This is a genomic window from Psychrobacter sp. DWR1-2-3, from assembly GCF_049896465.1.
GTDB lineage: Bacteria > Pseudomonadota > Gammaproteobacteria > Pseudomonadales > Moraxellaceae > Psychrobacter > Psychrobacter maritimus.
The window spans coordinates 197,849-214,617 of sequence record NZ_JAFCUJ010000004.1; the positions used below are offsets into that span (position 1 = coordinate 197,849).

Genomic DNA, 16,769 nt, shown 5'->3' on the forward strand with positions numbered 1-16,769 from the left:
CATTTAAATACGATTATGACAGCTTGCTAGCAAATAACCATTCACCATAAGTGAGCTGAAAACTACCACCAAAGTAGTAGATGCTCATTGGTTATGATTTTTAAAATCAAGATACGCCCTAAGCAGTTTCTCATGATTCATGGCTAATCAACAGTATAAAGAGTTATTAACTGTGTAACTCTTTATACCGTTGATTAGCCATGCAACTTTTTAACTATACCGTTATTAATGATTCAATTATTTAGCTGTTGTTTAGCTATTATTCAGCTATGCAACCAAGGGAAGGGCTGCACTTTTACGGTTTCACCGGCAGCTATATTGCCAGAATCTTGCGCCAAGACAATAAAACAATTGGCGTGGCTAAGCTGTTTGATACGGTGCGATTGTTGCTTGCTAAAGCTCTCAACATGAAATTCGCCAACGTCATTCTGCGATACAATTCCTCTTTGGAAATCCATCCGTCCGGCTGATTTTTTAATATCATTTTTAAGCGTTGCGGTTAGGCTGAGCGGCATGGGGCGCTCTTGTGGCGCAGCGCCTGCCATCTGCCATAAGGCTGGAATGACAAATTGTAAGCTACCAACGACGGTTGATAGCGGATTGCCGGGTAAGCCAAAATATAATACCGGCTTGGCAAGATTTTGTGTCAGCTCGCCAAAGACAAACGGTTTACCGGGTTTCATGGCGACTTTATAATGATTAATTTGCCCTAGCTGCTCAATGACGGTGGTTAAAAAGTCATAATCGCCGACCGATACGCCAGCCGTAGAGATAAGGACGTCGCACTCTTGCATCGCTTGGGTTACAGCAGTGGTGGTTTTATCTAAATCATCAGCAATGATGCCATAATCACGAATAGTGACGGGCAAATCAGCGAGTAAGCTCTTCAAAGTAGGGGTGTTGGAGTTATAGATTTGCGCCAAACTGGTCAGCTCATTGCCAATTGCAACCAGTTCATCACCCGTTGCCAGTACCCCAACGATTAAAGGCTGATATACCTTCACTTTATCAAAACCTAAATTAGCCAGTAGGCTGATATCAGCAGGATTTAAGCGCTTACCTGTTAATAAAACCGCTTCGCCAGTTTCAATCTCTTCGCCTTGCTTGCGGATATTGTCATCAGGTTTAGCGTCTTGACTGAGGGTAATGGCATAAGGCTGTGATTTATCAATGCTGTCTTTTATGGCGGCAAAGTTGGTGTTTTCTTGCATAATGACCGTATCACAGCTATCAGGAACGACCGCACCAGTAAAAATGCGCACCCCTTGTCCTGCTGTGATGTCACCATTATAAGGGCTGCCCGCTTGTGATTCACCGACGATATCAATCGTGCCGTCTGCTGAGAGTATGCTGTCTTTAGCAATCGCATAACCATCCATCGCCGATAGATTTTGCCTTGGTATCGCAAAGGGCGAGACAATATCTTCTGCCAATATATGATTACGGCTGTCTAATAAATCGTAACTTGCGACGTCTCTTTTATGTAGCGGATAGTCGTTGGTATTATAAGTTTCTATGCGCTGCTGTATTTCAGAGATTAGCTCTGCAACCGTAATCATAAATATCTACTCATTTTATTAATATTGAACTGTGTTATTGATATTGAACGACACATAGCATAAGAGGTGGCTTATATCTTAAGAACCTTTATACCATAACAGCTATTTTATAACATAAGAATTAAGTGACCGACAGCGCATTGCTTAGCCGCGGAAGATATTCTCTTGCTCAAGCGTCATCTCGATACCTTCGATATCCGCCTCATTCGCTAAGGTAAACAAATAATCGCATAATGCTTGGTGAAAAGCTTGCTGGCTCAGCTTATTGTGGATAGCAGGGCTGACTTGCTCATAAGTCATCTGAATGCCAGATTCTTTATTTAGCACCTCAACGATATGAAAACCGTAACGGCTCTCGATAGGGCTTGGGGCAAGTCCTTTATCTAGCTTAAATAACGTGCTTTCAAATTCTGGTACGGTTTGTCCTTTGCTAATAATACCCAATTCGCCGCCTTGCTCTTTTGAAGGGCAAGCCGAATGCTGGCGTGCTAATTGGATAAACTCGGCATCAGGATTGGCGTTATTTTTGATTTGTTCGATAAACTCGTACGCGGTCTTTTTAAGCTTTAAGCGCTCATCGCCATCTTCAGGCGGGCAGGCTAATAAAATATGGCGTACGGTCATGATAGGATCGGTCTTAAAATCAGTAATATTCTGGCTATAATAGCGCTCACAGGTTGCCATATCTGGCATCGTTGCTTGAACGTTTTTGTCTATTAAAGTAGAAATCGCTTGCTCTTCATCGTTTTCCCATGCCGTCTCACCAAGACTTGGCTCATCTAACACAGCCAGTCTGAGTAATTCGCGCACCACTAACGCTTGCGTCGCTAAAAATACCGCATCTTCTTTGTTCTCCGCTGGATGATATTGCAGCTCTTGGGCGATATTGGTTCTATCTATCATCACACCATTGACCGTCACTGAAGGCAGCTCATCACGGCTAGAGGCAATCAGGTTCTTATGATTGCTGCGTTCTTCCGCCATCGCTTTTTCGATAAATTCTTGGTCAGAATGTGGTTTTTGCAAGTCGGATAGGGTTGGCATGACCCGCAGAATATCATCCCCATTACCAGTTGCTATATGATTGGCAGCAGTAGAGGCATGAGCGTTTTGGTTGCTGGTATGATCGGCTGGATTGTAGGTACTAACAGTCATGGCTTTTGCTCCATTAAGGGTTCTGATAAAAGGAATCGGATGATAAATATCGTTAAATACGATTAAAGTTTTACGTCAAAAATTAAATAAAAAAATAGAGCCGCCTTTAAATTGTTTACGCACTGATGAAGCGTTTAAAGGCGGCTCTATGGCTGTTGCTAATTGACTTTATATTATCTCTAACCAAGTATTGAGCGCATTTTCTATCTTACTCAATGCTTAAATACTTAGTTAGACTGATAATATTAAGCCAACTCTAGGCTCATCTTCGGACCAAAGGGTTCGTAATGAACGCTATCAACGCCATGGTCGAGGGTCATTAAACCGTCGATGATGCTTTCCATAAACATCATAGAACCACAAACATAAATATCGGCAGGCTTCGGTAAAGTAGCAAGCCATGCTTCGTCTAGAATTTGCCCTGACTCAAAGTAGAAGATATGCTTTTCTACATTCTCAGCGGCGGCAAGCAACTCATTAACCTTGCTGTCAAAGGCATGATGTTCCTTATTCTGACAAGCATAAACCCAAATAATAGGGCGTAGTGGATTGGCCGCTACTTGCGCCTCTAACATCGATAAAATTGGCGTGACGCCAACACCGGCGCTGACGAGTACCAATGGGATTTCGTTTTGTTGTACTAGCTCTTGGTTAAGCTCAAAATCACCGGCAGGGGCAGATAGTAAAATCGTATCGCCAACGTCTAAGTGGTCATGTAAGTAGTTCGACACTAAGCCATTATGCTCATTACGGTTGTCGCGTCTGACGGCAAACTGAATGCCTTTATCGCTATTCGCTGAATATAAAGAATAATGACGTAGAGCTATATGCTTACTGTCTTTTGGGTCAGTTTTAACCGTGATGTATTGACCAGCAGACAATTTGAGTTTGCTTAAATCAATATCAGCATTTACAGGAACGACGGTAAAGGCGGCAATGTCAGTCGCGGCTTCTGCTTTTTCGGTGATTTTAAACGGCGCAAAACCTGACCACATTTCTTGCTCGTACATGCCATGTTCGATTTGGATAAATACTGAAGCGATTTCATCATAAGCTTCTGTCCAAGCATTGATGATGTCATCGTTCGCAGCGTCACCCAGTACTTCTTTAATCGCGCCCAATAAATGATGACCAACAATCGGGTAGTGCCCTGGCAAAATTTGCAAAGCGCGATGCTTATGGCTGATTTGGGTAACTTGCGGCAATAATGTCGCCAATTTTTCCAAATGCTTGGCTGCGGCCAAAACAGTCATGGCAAGTGCGGTTTGCTGACGGCCTAATTTTTGGTTGGTCTCGTTAAAAATATCCAGTAGTTCAGGATGTTCGTTAAACATGTTTTTATAAAATACGGTAGTAATCGCGGTTCCATGTTCTTCGAGTACAGGAACGGTTGCTTTCACGATTTCTAGGGTTTTTGGTGACGCCATGGTGGATCCTTTAGTGATATTTCACATTGATAAGTTTTGGGATTGAAGCTCAAATTATGAATCTGACAGCTGTCATTAAGAAAACCGTCATTAAACTGTTAAAAAAGCGCTGGGATTAAGCCTTTAACCGTCTAATAATTGAGTGGTTTCTATAAGATTCATTAAAAATGAATCTTATAGTATCGTAACTTCATCCAAACATCAATGCTGTATCGCTATTGTGGCTATTTCTATTGGCAACGTTTCTATTGTGAACGTTTCTCTCTGACAATCTGATAACGGCGACCGAAATACCAGATTGGCGCGCTGATAATATGGATAAGCCGTGTAAATGGGAATATCGCAATCAGGGTGATGCCGAGCGCCATATGCAGCTGATAAATAAGGTCAGTTTGCTCAATACGTGCTGCTGCCTGCCAAGGTCTTAAGACGGTGATATCCTGTGCCCAGCCTGCCAAATTCATCATGGTGTAGCCATCTAAATGCTTTACTGAGGTAAAGATGGAAATAAGACCTAAGTTAAGCTGAATAAATAACAGCACCAGTACCAATTTGTCCGAGAACGATGAGGTGTTTGAGATACGGTCATCGGTAAAGCGTCGCCACATCAACATGACTAAGCCAAACCAACAAAACACCCCCGCGATACCACCGACGACCACTGCTAAAATCTGCTTATGACCCGCGCTGATAAAACGGTCATAAAGAAAATGTGGCGTCAACATCCCAAATAAATGCCCGAGCAATACCACGATAATACCGACGTGGAAGAGGTTGCTGGCAAGGCGCATGTTTTTGGTTCTGAGCATCTGGGTCGAACCTGCCTTCCATGAATACTGAGATAAATCAAAACGTACCCAAGTACCAATGATAGCGATGGTCAAGGCTACGTACGGATAAACACCAAAAAGGAAAATTTGCAGCCAATTGAGGTTGGCTAAAGACTGTACACTAGGATCTGCGATATTCATGTCCTTTCTCCTTATTAGGGTTTAACCGGTTGGTTGGTTTTAAAGTCTACCCAGTGCACAGGAGCATCGACCGCATTTGCAGCAGAGGCATTTTTTATCCCCGCTTTTGCCGCAAGGTTTTGGGTACTCGTCTGTGACGGGCAGCGCTCTTCTTGTTGCGCATCCAAAAACGTCACCACTTCTTCTTCCCATTCTTTATCTAAGGCTTCAAAGCTGTCATCGCGCTTTTCTTTGCTGATTTTTTCTTGATACTCTTCAACAATCTCAAGCGGCTTACCTGCGATTTGCAATAGCGCATTAAAGCAGCCTTTATACAGGCTACCGCGATCCTCTAATCGGGCAGCAAGCAAAGCGATGATATGGCTGACATCAGCGATATCCATACGAATTTGAATATCGTCTTCGATAATGGTTGCTTGATAGGCTAAAAATTCAAGATATAAAGGCAGATAGTCAGGCAGCTCTTTGATGCTAATCTCAAAGCCAGCTTCTTGATACTGACCCATCAAATCGACCATCGCTTGACCACGGTCGCGCGATTCGCCATGTACATGCTCAAACAACCACAATGATAAAGAACGACCGCGCTCAAACAGACCGTCATAACGCGCCTGCGCCTCAAGAGAGCCGGTATCGATTAAATCCTCGATCAAGTCGATGATTTGCGTGCGTACTTCTGGGCTAATCAGCGTTGATTTGGCGACAATTTCGGTGCAATCGGCAAGCGTATCGCCTAAAAACAGCTCATTGCTTGGATAGTCGATAAGTAAGCTTAAGACCTTGAGTAGCTTCAAATCAGAGTTACCGATAGTTGGTGACTCCATCGATGAAGTAATAGGTTCATGCACCGAAGTATTATTATTAAATTGAGTAGTTTGCATCTTATGACTCCCACTTTTGGACAGTATCGATGAAATCGCGGCGATTGGCTTTACGTTGACCAAACATACTGTTGTCAGAATGTCCTGAACAGCCCTCGCCAAAGGTAAAGCCGCAACCATTACGCTCAGCAAAGGCATCACTTAAGGCTTCTTCACGATGGGCGGTTGGAATCACAAAGCGGTCTTCGTAATTGGCAATAGCTAAGTAGCGATACATCTCCTCAACTTGCAGCTTGGTCAAACCAACATCATCTAAAATGCTTTGTACTTCTTGTTTTTCGACCAGTTGCATACGCTTATAGCTACGCATAGCCAGTAGACGCTTTAATGCCAAACGTACAGGCTCTTCATCACCTGCGGTAAGCATATTGGCAAGATAGCGCAGTGGAATACGTAAGCTGTCGACATCTGGAATCAAACCATCCATACCGACTTTACCCGCTTCAGCAGCGTTTTGAATCGGTGATAACGGCGGCACATACCACACCATAGGCAGCGTGCGGTACTCAGGGTGTAGCGGTAGCGCAAGTTTCCAATCCATCGCCAGCTTATAAACTGGTGAGCGCTGTGCTGAATCAATAACCGATTGCGGGACGCCGTCTTTTAACGCTTGAGCGATAACGGCAGGGTCATTAGGATCTAAGAATACGTCCAACTGCGCTTGATAAAGGTCTTGCTCGTTAGGCGTGCTTGCCGCTTCAGCGATTTTGTCTGCGTCATAAAGCAAGACGCCTAGATAGCGGATACGACCAACACAGGTTTCTGAACAAACTGTTGGCAAGCCTGCTTCAATACGCGGATAACAGAAGATACATTTTTCAGATTTGCCCGATTTCCAGTTGTAATAAATCTTTTTATAAGGGCAGCCTGAGATACACATGCGCCAGCCGCGACATTTTTCTTGGTCAATCAAGACAATGCCATCTTCTTCACGCTTATAAATCGCGCCACTTGGGCATGACGCCACGCACGTAGGATTCAAGCAATGCTCGCACAGACGCGGCAAATACATCATAAAGGTGTTTTCGTATTCGCCATAAATCTCCGCTTGAATGTTGTCGAAGTTCTTATCTTTGCGACGTTTTTCAAACTCGGAACCTAAGATTTCTTCCCAGTTAGGACCCCATTCAATCTTTTGCATACGTTTGCCGGTGATGGCTGAGCGCGGGCGAGCAATAGGCTGATGGTTGCTGATAGGGGCGGTATGTAGATGCTGATAATCGAAATCAAACGGCTCGTAATAATCATCAATCTCTGGCAAGTCAGGGTTGGCAAAGATATTGGCCAATACTCTGAATTTACCACCGATGCGCGGATTGATGGTGCCGTTGGCATTACGTATCCAGCCGCCTTTCCATTTGGTTTGGTTTTCCCACTCTTTGGGGTAGCCGATACCGGGTTTTGACTCAACGTTGTTAAACCACGCATATTCCATACCTTCACGGCTGGTCCAGACGTTTTTACAGGTGACTGAGCAGGTGTGACAACCGATACATTTATCAAGGTTAAGCACCATGCCGACTTGCGAACGAATTTTCATGGATCTGTGCTCCAAATATTAGTAGAAAAAGCAGCCTTTATTCTTCAATCATGTCGTTTCAAAAGATGTCGTCTTAAAAAATGTCTTTTAAAACGACAGATTTTCAATAGAAGAAAACGCTTTAATCCTCAATGGTGGTTGGTAATGGGCGCGGTAATTCGTTATCGGGTTTGTCCTCGAGCCAATCGATTTTTGACATTTTACGAATCACGACAAACTCATCACGGTTACAACCAACGGTGCCATAATAGTTAAAGCCATAAGACTGCTGGGCATAGCTACCAATCATGTGGGTCGGCTTCAAAATCGTCCGAGTGACTGAGTTATGGATACCGCCGCGCGTGCCTGTTTGCTCAGAACCGGGAATATTGACCAGTTTTTCTTGGGCGTGATACATCATGGTCATGCCTTCTTTGACCCGCTGGCTAACGATGGCACGAGCGGTGATAGCACCATTGGCATTGAACAGCTCAATCCAATCGTTATCGACGATACCGGCTTTTTGGGCATCGACTTCTGACATCCAAACACAAGGGCCGCCACGGCTTAGGGTTAGCATGAGCAAGTTTTCAGAGTAGGTACTGTGGATACCCCACTTTTGATGCGGTGTTAAGAAGTTCAGTACAATCTCTTTATTACCATTTGGTTTAGCGTCTTTGAGCAGCTCAGTGGTCTTGGTATCAATCGGTGGACGATACTGCTGCATTTGCTCGCCAAACGCTTGCATCCAAGGATGGTCTTGATAAAACTGCTGACGACCAGTAATCGTGCGCCAAGGAATCAGCTCATGAACGTTGGTATAACCGGCGTTATAACTGACTTCATCTGACTCAATACCTGACCATGTTGGGCTTGAGATGATTTTGCGTGGTTGGGCGACGATATCTTTAAAGCGGATTTTTTCATGTTCGCTAGATTTGGCAAGGTGGGTATGGTCGCGACCGGTGAACTCAGAGAGTGCAGCCCAGCCTTTTACCGCCACATGACCATTGGTTTCAGGCGCGAGCATCAAAATCATCTCAGAAGCGTTAATCGCCGTATTAAGACGCGGTCTGCCTTCAGAGATACCCGTTTCAGTGACGCGGTGATTTAAATCGCCAAGCTGTTTGACTTCAGTTTTCATATCCCAATTCAGACCTTTGGAGCCATTGCCTAATTTTTCTAGGGCAGGGCCAAGCGAGGTAAATTTGGCATAAGTATTCGGATAGTCACGCTCAATCACTTTAATCATCGGGCAGTTTTTACCTGGTACAGGTTTTTCACCAGCGGTTTTCCAATCAGTGCCACCAAATGGCTGTGCCAACTCACCTGGCGTGTCGTGTTGCATCGGCAAAGTGACAACGTCGGTTTCAACGCCTAAGTGACCTTTTGAGACTTCAGAGAAGCTCTTGGCAATGCCTTTATAAATTTCCCAATCAGTTTTAGATTCCCATGCAGGGTCAGTCGCTGCGGTTAATGGGTGAATGAATGGATGCATGTCGGAGGTATTCATGTCATCTTTTTCGTACCACGTTGCTGTTGGTAGTACGATGTCAGAATACAAACAGGTAGATGACATACGGAAGTCTAGGGTGACAACCAAATCTAATTTGCCAGTAGGGCCTTTCTCTACCCAATCGACTTCTTTTGGTTGCAGGTGACCCTCTGCATTTTCCTTATTGAGCAAGCCGTTTTTGGTGCCCAAGAAATAATGCAGCATATATTCATGGCCTTTACCTGATGAGCCCAATAAGTTTGAGCGCCAGATAAACATATTGCGCGGGAAGTTGTCAGGATTATCAGGGGATTCACAAGCAAAGCGTAAGCTGCCGTCTTGTAGAGAATCGACCACATATTCTTCCACATCTTTGCCACTTTCTTTGGCTTTGGCGGCGATGGTCAATGGGTTACGATTGAGTTGCGGCGCTGAAGGTAACCAGCCTGCGCGTTCTGCTTGAATGTTGTAATCAAGCATATGCTCAGGGAAAAACTTTTTATCGACGAGAGGCGAGAGGATTTCATGGGCAGAGATGGTCTCATGACGCCACTGTGAGCTGTGATTGTAAAAGAAGCTCGTGCCATTCATATGACGCGGCGGACGATGCCAATCAAGCGCAAATGCCAATGGCAACCAGCCGGTTTGAGGGCGTAGTTTTTCTTGCCCAACATAATGCGCCCAGCCGCCACCAGATTTACCGATACAGCCACACAGCATGAGCATGTTAATCACGCCGCGATAGTTCATATCGAGGTGATACCAGTGATTCATACCTGCGCCGATGATAATCATCGATTTACCATGAGTTTTATGGGCGTTTTCAGCGAATTCACGCGCGACTTGGATGACGCGCTCACGGCTCAGACCGGTGATGACTTCTTGCCAAGCAGGCGTGCCCGGTACGGTGGCATCGTTATAATCGTCGGTGACGTGCTCGCCGCCAACGCCATTATCAACCCCAAGGTTGGCAACGGTTAAATCAAAGACAGTGGCTACGATAGCGGTGCTGCCATCGGCCAAAGTAATGGTTTTACAGGGGACGGTTTTTTGCTGTATTGCTTCGCCCGGTACCGAGGTGAAATGCGGATGATCTACATGACCAAAGTAATCAAAGCCGACTTTGCAGGTTTCATTGCTGTCTTTTAAAGTCAATGTTAGATCAATCTCTGCGCCTGTGGTGCCATTTTTTTGCTCAAGATTCCATTTACCTTTTTCGCCCCAACGATAACCGATAGAGCCAAGCGGAGAAACCAGCTCGCCATCACTATTTAGACCGATGGTTTTCCATTCAGGGTTGTTTTCTTGACCTAAATTATCGATTAAGTCAGAAGCGCGTAGATAGCGACCAGCATGGCGTGCGCCTTCTTCACCTTCTAGCATGACTAAGACAGGTAGGTCGGTATAGCGCTTGGCGTAATCTAAGAAATAGTCACTAGGCTGCTTAAGATAAAACTCTTTGATAATTACATGACAAAATGCTTGCGCGACTGCCGCATCAGTACCCTGTTTTGGATTTAACCATAAGTCAGTAAGTTTAGAAACTTCTGCATAGTCAGGGGTGATAGAAACGGTTTTGGTACCTTTATAACGTACTTCGGTAAAGAAATGCGCGTCTGGTGTACGCGTTTGCGGAACGTTTGAGCCCCACGCAATAATATAGTCAGAGTTATACCAATCGGCTGATTCTGGCACGTCAGTTTGCTCGCCCCAAACCATCGGCGACGCTGGCGGCAGATCACAATACCAGTCATAAAACGATAAGCAAACACCACCAATTAATGATAAATAACGACTACCAGCAGCATAACTGACCATCGACATCGCAGGAATTGGAGAGAAACCGACGATACGGTCAGGACCAAAGGTTTTGGCGGTATACACATTACTGGCAGCGATGATTTCATTGACCTCGCTCCACGTCGAGCGGATAAAGCCGCCCAAACCGCGCTTAGATTTATACTGTTCTGCTTTGATAGGGTCTTGGACAATACTGCCCCACGCATCGACTGGATCAGGATATTGCGCTTTGGCTTCACGCCACAGTTTAAGTAGTGGTTTACGCACTTTAGGGTATTTCACACGGTTCGCTGAGTACATATACCAGCTATAGCTTGCGCCACGAGGACAGCCGCGCGGTTCGTGGTTTGGTAAGTCAGGACGGGTTTCTGGATAGTCGGTTTGCTGCGTCTCCCACGTCACCAAGCCGTTTTTGACGTAGATTTTCCACGAGCAAGAACCGGTACAGTTGACGCCATGCGTTGAGCGCACAACTTTGTCATACTGCCAACGGCTACGATACACATTTTCCCAGTCACGAGACTCATCGCGTGTCTCGCCATGCCCATCGGAGAATTCGCCCTGTTTACGTTTAAAAAAACGGAATTGGTCGAGTAAATGGCTCATTTCGCTATCCTCTGTTTTATTGCCTAAGGTGTATCTAGAGCTGAGTGCAGAATGCTTCTATCTTGATAGTGCTTGATATCGGTATGCAGCTAAGCCGTAAATATTATTTCGATAGCGTCATTTTAAGTAAGCCGTCACCCTCTTACTATCAGCTAACATGAGCAGGGCACTACCACCTTAGTAGTAGCGGCAAGTTATCAAATTTGCTTAAAAAAACTGTTAAGCGTCTAATTATTGAGCGTCTAACTGTTAAACGTCTAATCATTAAACGTCTAATCGTTAAACGTCTAATCGTTAAACGTCCATGAGCCCTGCTTATTTAGCAGCTGGAAATTACTTAGCAAAAATTTAAAACAAAAAAAGTGCTACTCACATTAGCAAGTAGCACTTCATAGGGTTGGTTATTGCTCATTCAAAAGACGGTTGTTAAAGGGTTGTTATAAAATATCTGCTTTAACAAGGAATCTCAGCATTAGCACGGCTGTAATACCACCAAGTCAATACGATACAGAGAATGTAAAAGACAATTAAGGCGATAAAGGTGCCATCAATACCCAGTCCTGAACCGAACATTTTTGGCACAAAGAACGCGCCATAAGCGGCGATTGCTGAGGTGAATCCAACCACCGCCGCTGACTCTTTACGTATCTCGATAAACAACTCTTCTGTCCCTGCTTTTTCAGGCTCAAGGCGTTCGTGAAAGGTTCTAAAAATAACTGGAATCATGGTAAAGGTCGAGCCGTTACCGATACCCGTGGTAATAAACAACACCATAAAAGAGACAAAGTAGCCGACAAAGCTGCCCTCATGGGTCTCGCTAGGTAGGAAGTACATCACCGCCAATACTGCCAATACCATCACGATATAGTTCCAAAAAGTGACTTTTGCGCCGCTGGTTTTATCAGATATCCAGCCACCTAGTGGACGAAATAGTGCGCCGACCAGAGGACCTAAAAAGGCAAATTTAAGCGCATCAATGGCAGGAAAGGAGTTCTTAATCAGCATCGGGAATGCGGCGGAAAAACCAATAAAGGAGCCAAAGGTTGCCATATAAAGAATACACATGATCCAGTTATGTTTGCGTTTAAAGATAACGGATTGGTCTTTAAACGAGGCTTTGGCGGTGGCAATGTCGTTCATGCCAAACCATGCCAATGCTGAGAACAGCAGGATAAAGGGTACCCAAATAAAGCCCGCGTTTTGTAGATAAAACAGTTTGCCGCTGGCAGAGACTTGTGGGTCGCCGCCTAAGCTACCGAACGCCGCTACCAATATAATCATCGGGACGACGAACTGCATCACTGACACGCCCAAATTACCCAAGCCAGCGTTTAACCCAAGCGCTGTACCTTGTTCCGCTTTTGGATAAAAGAACGAGATATTGGACATGGACGAGGCAAAGTTACCACCGCCAAAGCCGCAAAGCAGCGCAATAATGGAAAATATCATAAACGGCGTATCAGGATTTTGAACCGCAAAGCCCATCCATAATGCCGGAATTAATAGAGACAAGGTTGATATCGCTGTCCAACGCCGACCACCAAAAATTGGCACCATAAAAGAATAAAAAATCCGTAGCGTCGCCCCTGATAGACCGGGTAGCGCCGCTAACCAAAACAGCTGCCCACCATCAAAATCAAAACCAATCTCAGGTAAGCGCACGATGACCGCACTCCATACCATCCATACTGCAAACGCCAGTAGCAAGGATGGAATGGATATCCATAAATTTCGAGTGGCGACTTTTTTGCCGCCCCCTTTCCAGAACTCATCTATCTCAGGTCGCCAGTCAGTGATGAGCTTACCACCTTTGAAGTTGTAATCATTGCCCATACTATTCCTCACTTAATATCATTTATGCTTAGTTATAATGGATAGTTTTATAACCTTCAGCCGTTATAAAAATTACCGTATGCAGTCGCTTTGATTGTTGTTAATGACTGCTTATATTTGGGTTGGATTGATGCGGTAGATTGATGTCTGTGACCAATGCGCCCTTGATAACAGCAAATCATCACAATCAATGGTTTTATAGAAACGATAACTCACGGTACTGCGTTATCCCGATGATGAGTATTCATACATAGTGGTATACTGATGGCTAAAAGAGGTATGTTGCGGGCAGAATGATTACTAAAAGTTTGCTCTGAATGGAATGATATGGTTTTTATTTTTTGAAAAGTGTGGAGTTTTTAACCAGAACTGGTTTGAGATTGGTTATGCGCACTTGGCTGTTTTTAAGGCTGTTTTTAAGGCTGTTTTTAAGGCTTTTTTTAAGATGCTTTTAATACTTTTAGTAAGTTGTTAACGCTGATACTGAACGCCTCTTTTTTACTAATTTTGCTGGATAAATGCTATTCATGAAGTCTATTCAACGCCGCCAGTCTTTAACCCTTCATGCTTGGGGCGCTATTATTATCATCGCCATCTTATCCTTGATGTCAGCGTTGGGGAGTGGGGCGCTGGCTTGGGTAGCACGGTCTGATGCGGAAGCGATTAATACCGCAGGCTCGATACGCATGGCCACTTATCGCATTAGCTTTCAGATTGCGACTGGTTTTTCCGATGACCATCCTTTTAGCTCGAGTTTAAATATTAACCAAAGCGGCGTTAGCGACCAAGAAAATGAGACGTCTGTTAAACGAGATAAATTAGATTTTTCTAATAAAAACACCGCTGAAAAGACAGCTATCTTGATTAAGGATATGGAAAATCGGCTGGCAGAATTGCAGGTCTATCAGCTAACGAGTGCCAATAGACATACGCTTATCAATGAGCAGCTTAATAAGATAAAAGACCAATGGTATCAAGACTTAAAACCGACTTTATTGGCGCAGGATAAACAGGCGTTTTATGGCGTTTCTGCCAGTTATATCGAAGATGTGAACCGCTTTGTTGGTGAGCTGCAGTACCGAAACGAGCAGCGCCAGACATGGCAGCAAAACCTGCAAATCCTCTCGTTGATACTGACCATCATTATTGTACTGATTGGCATGCGCAGATTGCATCAATTGGTGCTCACGCCTATTTATCAATTGATAAAAGCCAATAACCAATTTAAAGACGGTCAGTTTAATACCAGAGTATCCATTGCAGGCTATAGAGAGTTTGAAGTGCTTGGCAATTCTTTTAATGATATGGCAAGTACGATTGAGACCTACCAGCGCTCGCTTGAGAGTGAGGTGCAGGTAAAAACCCAGCATTTGGTCAAAGCCAATCAAGTGCTGTCGCTGTTTTATGACTTCTCAAAATCGCTGACCACCAGCCAAGTGAGCTTATATCAGCTCGATGCCTTGATTGCAGATTTTAGTAAAACCTTGCCGCATTTAGAGTTTACCTTGTGCATACAGAATAAATATATCACCAGTAAAAATGCCATCGTTCTGCATGGCGAAAAAATGAAAGAGCTGTGCAAAAAGCTCAATTGTGATAACTGCGCAACGAAAAATGGCGAACATACCAAGTCTTATCCCATTGTTCATCAACAAGAAGAATTTGGCGAATTGCGCGTGCGACCTAAGTCGGCGCTAATGATGAATTACTCTTTTATCGCTGATGATGGCCTTAATGATGATGACAGTAATAAGACTGGTCATGGTATTGCGCCAGAACAGCGTATAAACATGACAGAGGCGGGGAGTGTTTTCCCATTTAGCAGTCCTGAATTGGATGCGCAAAATAACGAGCTCATCGTGGCGCTGACCAACTTAATCAGTACCGCCTTATCGCTGCGTAAGCAAAAACAGCAAGAGCATCAGCTGATTTTATTTGAAGAGCGCTCGACGATTGCGAGAGAGCTGCATGACTCCTTGGCGCAGTCGTTGTCTTATCTAAAAATCCAAGTCAGCGTACTTGAAAGACACCTTAAAAACGCTGGCAGCGAGCCCGTCAAAGCACCGGTAGCGCAAAATATCGAGCAGATAAAAATGGGGCTAGGCTCCGCTTATCAGCAGTTAAGAGATTTATTGGTGACCTTTCGCTTGACCATCGATAATGATAATTTCGACGAAGCCTTGCACGATGCTGCCAGTGAGTTTGCCTTAAAAGGCGGTTTTAATATAACGGTACACAACCATATTATGACGCTTAATTTGAGCGCCACTGAGCAGATAGATTTGATTCAGATTGCTAGAGAAGCGCTGTCAAATATTAGCCGCCATGCAAAAGCACAAAACGTCGCAATTCATTTGGAATACGAGGACGGTGATAAATATATCGTCATGAGTATCATCGATGATGGCGTTGGCATATCTGGCGGTGTCGATCAAACCCAGCATCACGGCTTGATGATTATGAAAGAGCGCGCCCATAATATCGGCGGCGAACTTATCGTGACTGATAACGAGCCACGCGGCACTATCGTTACGGTCAGATTTGAGCCCAATTTCTTTGATGAAGAAAGTAATAAAGATGCTTATTTATAGCCTAGTAAAATCGTGGTTTTAAGCGATTGAATGGTCTTTTATGAAGTTGTTGATTGGCATTTTTTTGGCGGATTTTTCTAACCAGTTTCATTTTTAAATATGATTTCCGCTAAGCAGTTTTTAAGCACTGTAATACTGAATTATTAAATTTAAATCATTAAATTCTTGTACCATTTTTTTATTTGTGAGTATGTTATGAGCACCAAAGTTTATACCAGCACCTCGCCCGCTCGCCTATTATTGGTCGATGACCATCCGATGCTACGCCGCGGCATATCCGAGTTATTAAGTCTTGAAGACGATGTCAAAGTCGTTGGCGAAACCAGTAATGGTCAAGAGGCATTAGCCTTTTTAGAAAATAATGACGTCGATTTGGTGATACTTGACCACAAAATGCCGGTGCTCACCGGTATCGAAACCTTGAGAGAAATCAAAGCCAGAAATATCAATACCAAGACCGTCCTGTTCACCGTTTCTGATAGCGGTGAAGACGTACAAGAGGCGTTAAAATTGGGCGTCGATGGTTATCTGCTAAAAGATATGGAGCCTGAGCTGATTATTATTGATATCAGAAAAATACTCCGCGGTGAGTTGGTCATCAGTCCCAATCTAGCCTCGATACTTGCCCAAACGTTGCGCACTCCAAGCATTCAAGATATCGCCAGTAATCTGACCAGTAGAGAGCTACAAGTTATTCAGATGATTGCTGAAGGGATGAGTAATAAGATGATTGCCAATAATTTGGATATTGCCGAATCAACGGTAAAGGTACACGTCAAGCATATCCTCAATAAAACTGGTCTGCGGACACGGGTAGAAGCGGCGGTATGGACGGTTAACCATTTATCTAAGTAATCATTTATTTAAAACTAAAAACCCACCTAACAATATGCTAGGTGGGTTTTTAGTTTTGGATATTACAATCTGAGAGT

10 protein-coding genes are annotated in these 16,769 nt (G+C 44.2%); 2 read left to right on the forward strand and 8 right to left on the reverse strand.

Annotation, left to right across the window (positions count from 1 at the left end):
- Window positions 1-263: 263 nt before the first annotated feature.
- The 8 genes from glp to ACP7AA_RS09485 form a co-directional block, all read right to left on the reverse strand.
- The gene (glp, locus tag ACP7AA_RS09450; RefSeq protein WP_426223397.1) at window positions 264-1,559 is read right to left on the reverse strand and encodes a gephyrin-like molybdotransferase Glp; all 1,296 of its coding nucleotides are present in this window, start codon (window positions 1,557-1,559) and stop codon (window positions 264-266) included.
- A gap of 144 nt (window positions 1,560-1,703) precedes the next feature.
- Window positions 1,704-2,714, reverse strand: coding sequence for a peptidylprolyl isomerase (locus ACP7AA_RS09455; RefSeq protein WP_296173530.1), 1,011 nt, complete (start codon window positions 2,712-2,714; stop codon window positions 1,704-1,706).
- Between the two features lie 245 nt (window positions 2,715-2,959).
- The gene (locus tag ACP7AA_RS09460) at window positions 2,960-4,141 is read right to left on the reverse strand and encodes a globin domain-containing protein (protein WP_426223398.1); all 1,182 of its coding nucleotides are present in this window, start codon (window positions 4,139-4,141) and stop codon (window positions 2,960-2,962) included.
- Between the two features lie 245 nt (window positions 4,142-4,386).
- Window positions 4,387-5,112, reverse strand: a complete 726-nt coding sequence (narI, locus tag ACP7AA_RS09465) for a respiratory nitrate reductase subunit gamma (protein WP_201624904.1) — start codon at window positions 5,110-5,112, stop codon at window positions 4,387-4,389.
- Window positions 5,113-5,126: 14 nt separating this feature from the next.
- A complete protein-coding gene (narJ, locus tag ACP7AA_RS09470; protein ID WP_426223413.1) occupies window positions 5,127-5,936 on the reverse strand; it encodes a nitrate reductase molybdenum cofactor assembly chaperone in 810 nt (269 codons plus the stop codon).
- 58 nt (window positions 5,937-5,994) lie between these two features.
- The gene (gene narH, locus ACP7AA_RS09475) at window positions 5,995-7,533 is read right to left on the reverse strand and encodes a nitrate reductase subunit beta (RefSeq protein ID WP_144297179.1); all 1,539 of its coding nucleotides are present in this window, start codon (window positions 7,531-7,533) and stop codon (window positions 5,995-5,997) included.
- Between the two features lie 121 nt (window positions 7,534-7,654).
- Window positions 7,655-11,413 (reverse strand): nitrate reductase subunit alpha, encoded by a 3,759-nt coding sequence (locus ACP7AA_RS09480; RefSeq protein WP_426223399.1) that lies wholly within the window; start codon window positions 11,411-11,413, stop codon window positions 7,655-7,657.
- 453 nt (window positions 11,414-11,866) lie between these two features.
- Complete coding sequence (locus tag ACP7AA_RS09485) at window positions 11,867-13,246, reverse strand: NarK family nitrate/nitrite MFS transporter (RefSeq protein ID WP_426223400.1); 1,380 nt, start codon at window positions 13,244-13,246, stop codon at window positions 11,867-11,869.
- A 527-nt stretch (window positions 13,247-13,773) separates the two neighbouring features.
- On the opposite strand from ACP7AA_RS09485, the gene ACP7AA_RS09490 reads away from it, so the two are divergent.
- A complete protein-coding gene (locus tag ACP7AA_RS09490; protein WP_426223401.1) occupies window positions 13,774-15,837 on the forward strand; it encodes a histidine kinase in 2,064 nt (687 codons plus the stop codon).
- 195 nt (window positions 15,838-16,032) lie between these two features.
- Complete coding sequence (narL, locus tag ACP7AA_RS09495) at window positions 16,033-16,692, forward strand: two-component system response regulator NarL (protein ID WP_201562822.1); 660 nt, start codon at window positions 16,033-16,035, stop codon at window positions 16,690-16,692.
- Window positions 16,693-16,769 lie beyond the last annotated feature (77 nt).

What these genes read in the sequence shown, in the direction of transcription:
- ACP7AA_RS09455 (WP_296173530.1), bottom strand. Translation starts at nt 2,714, where the DNA reads ATGACTGTTAGTACCTACAATCCAGCCGATCATACCAGCAACCAAAAC.
- narL (WP_201562822.1), top strand. Translation starts at nt 16,033, where the DNA reads ATGAGCACCAAAGTTTATACCAGCACCTCGCCCGCTCGCCTATTATTG.
- narH (WP_144297179.1), bottom strand. Translation starts at nt 7,533, where the DNA reads ATGAAAATTCGTTCGCAAGTCGGCATGGTGCTTAACCTTGATAAATGT.
- glp (WP_426223397.1), bottom strand. Translation starts at nt 1,559, where the DNA reads ATGATTACGGTTGCAGAGCTAATCTCTGAAATACAGCAGCGCATAGAA.
- ACP7AA_RS09480 (WP_426223399.1), bottom strand. Translation starts at nt 11,413, where the DNA reads ATGAGCCATTTACTCGACCAATTCCGTTTTTTTAAACGTAAACAGGGC.
- ACP7AA_RS09490 (WP_426223401.1), top strand. Translation starts at nt 13,774, where the DNA reads ATGAAGTCTATTCAACGCCGCCAGTCTTTAACCCTTCATGCTTGGGGC.
- ACP7AA_RS09460 (WP_426223398.1), bottom strand. Translation starts at nt 4,141, where the DNA reads ATGGCGTCACCAAAAACCCTAGAAATCGTGAAAGCAACCGTTCCTGTA.
- ACP7AA_RS09485 (WP_426223400.1), bottom strand. Translation starts at nt 13,246, where the DNA reads ATGGGCAATGATTACAACTTCAAAGGTGGTAAGCTCATCACTGACTGG.
- narJ (WP_426223413.1), bottom strand. Translation starts at nt 5,936, where the DNA reads ATGGAGTCACCAACTATCGGTAACTCTGATTTGAAGCTACTCAAGGTC.
- narI (WP_201624904.1), bottom strand. Translation starts at nt 5,112, where the DNA reads ATGAATATCGCAGATCCTAGTGTACAGTCTTTAGCCAACCTCAATTGG.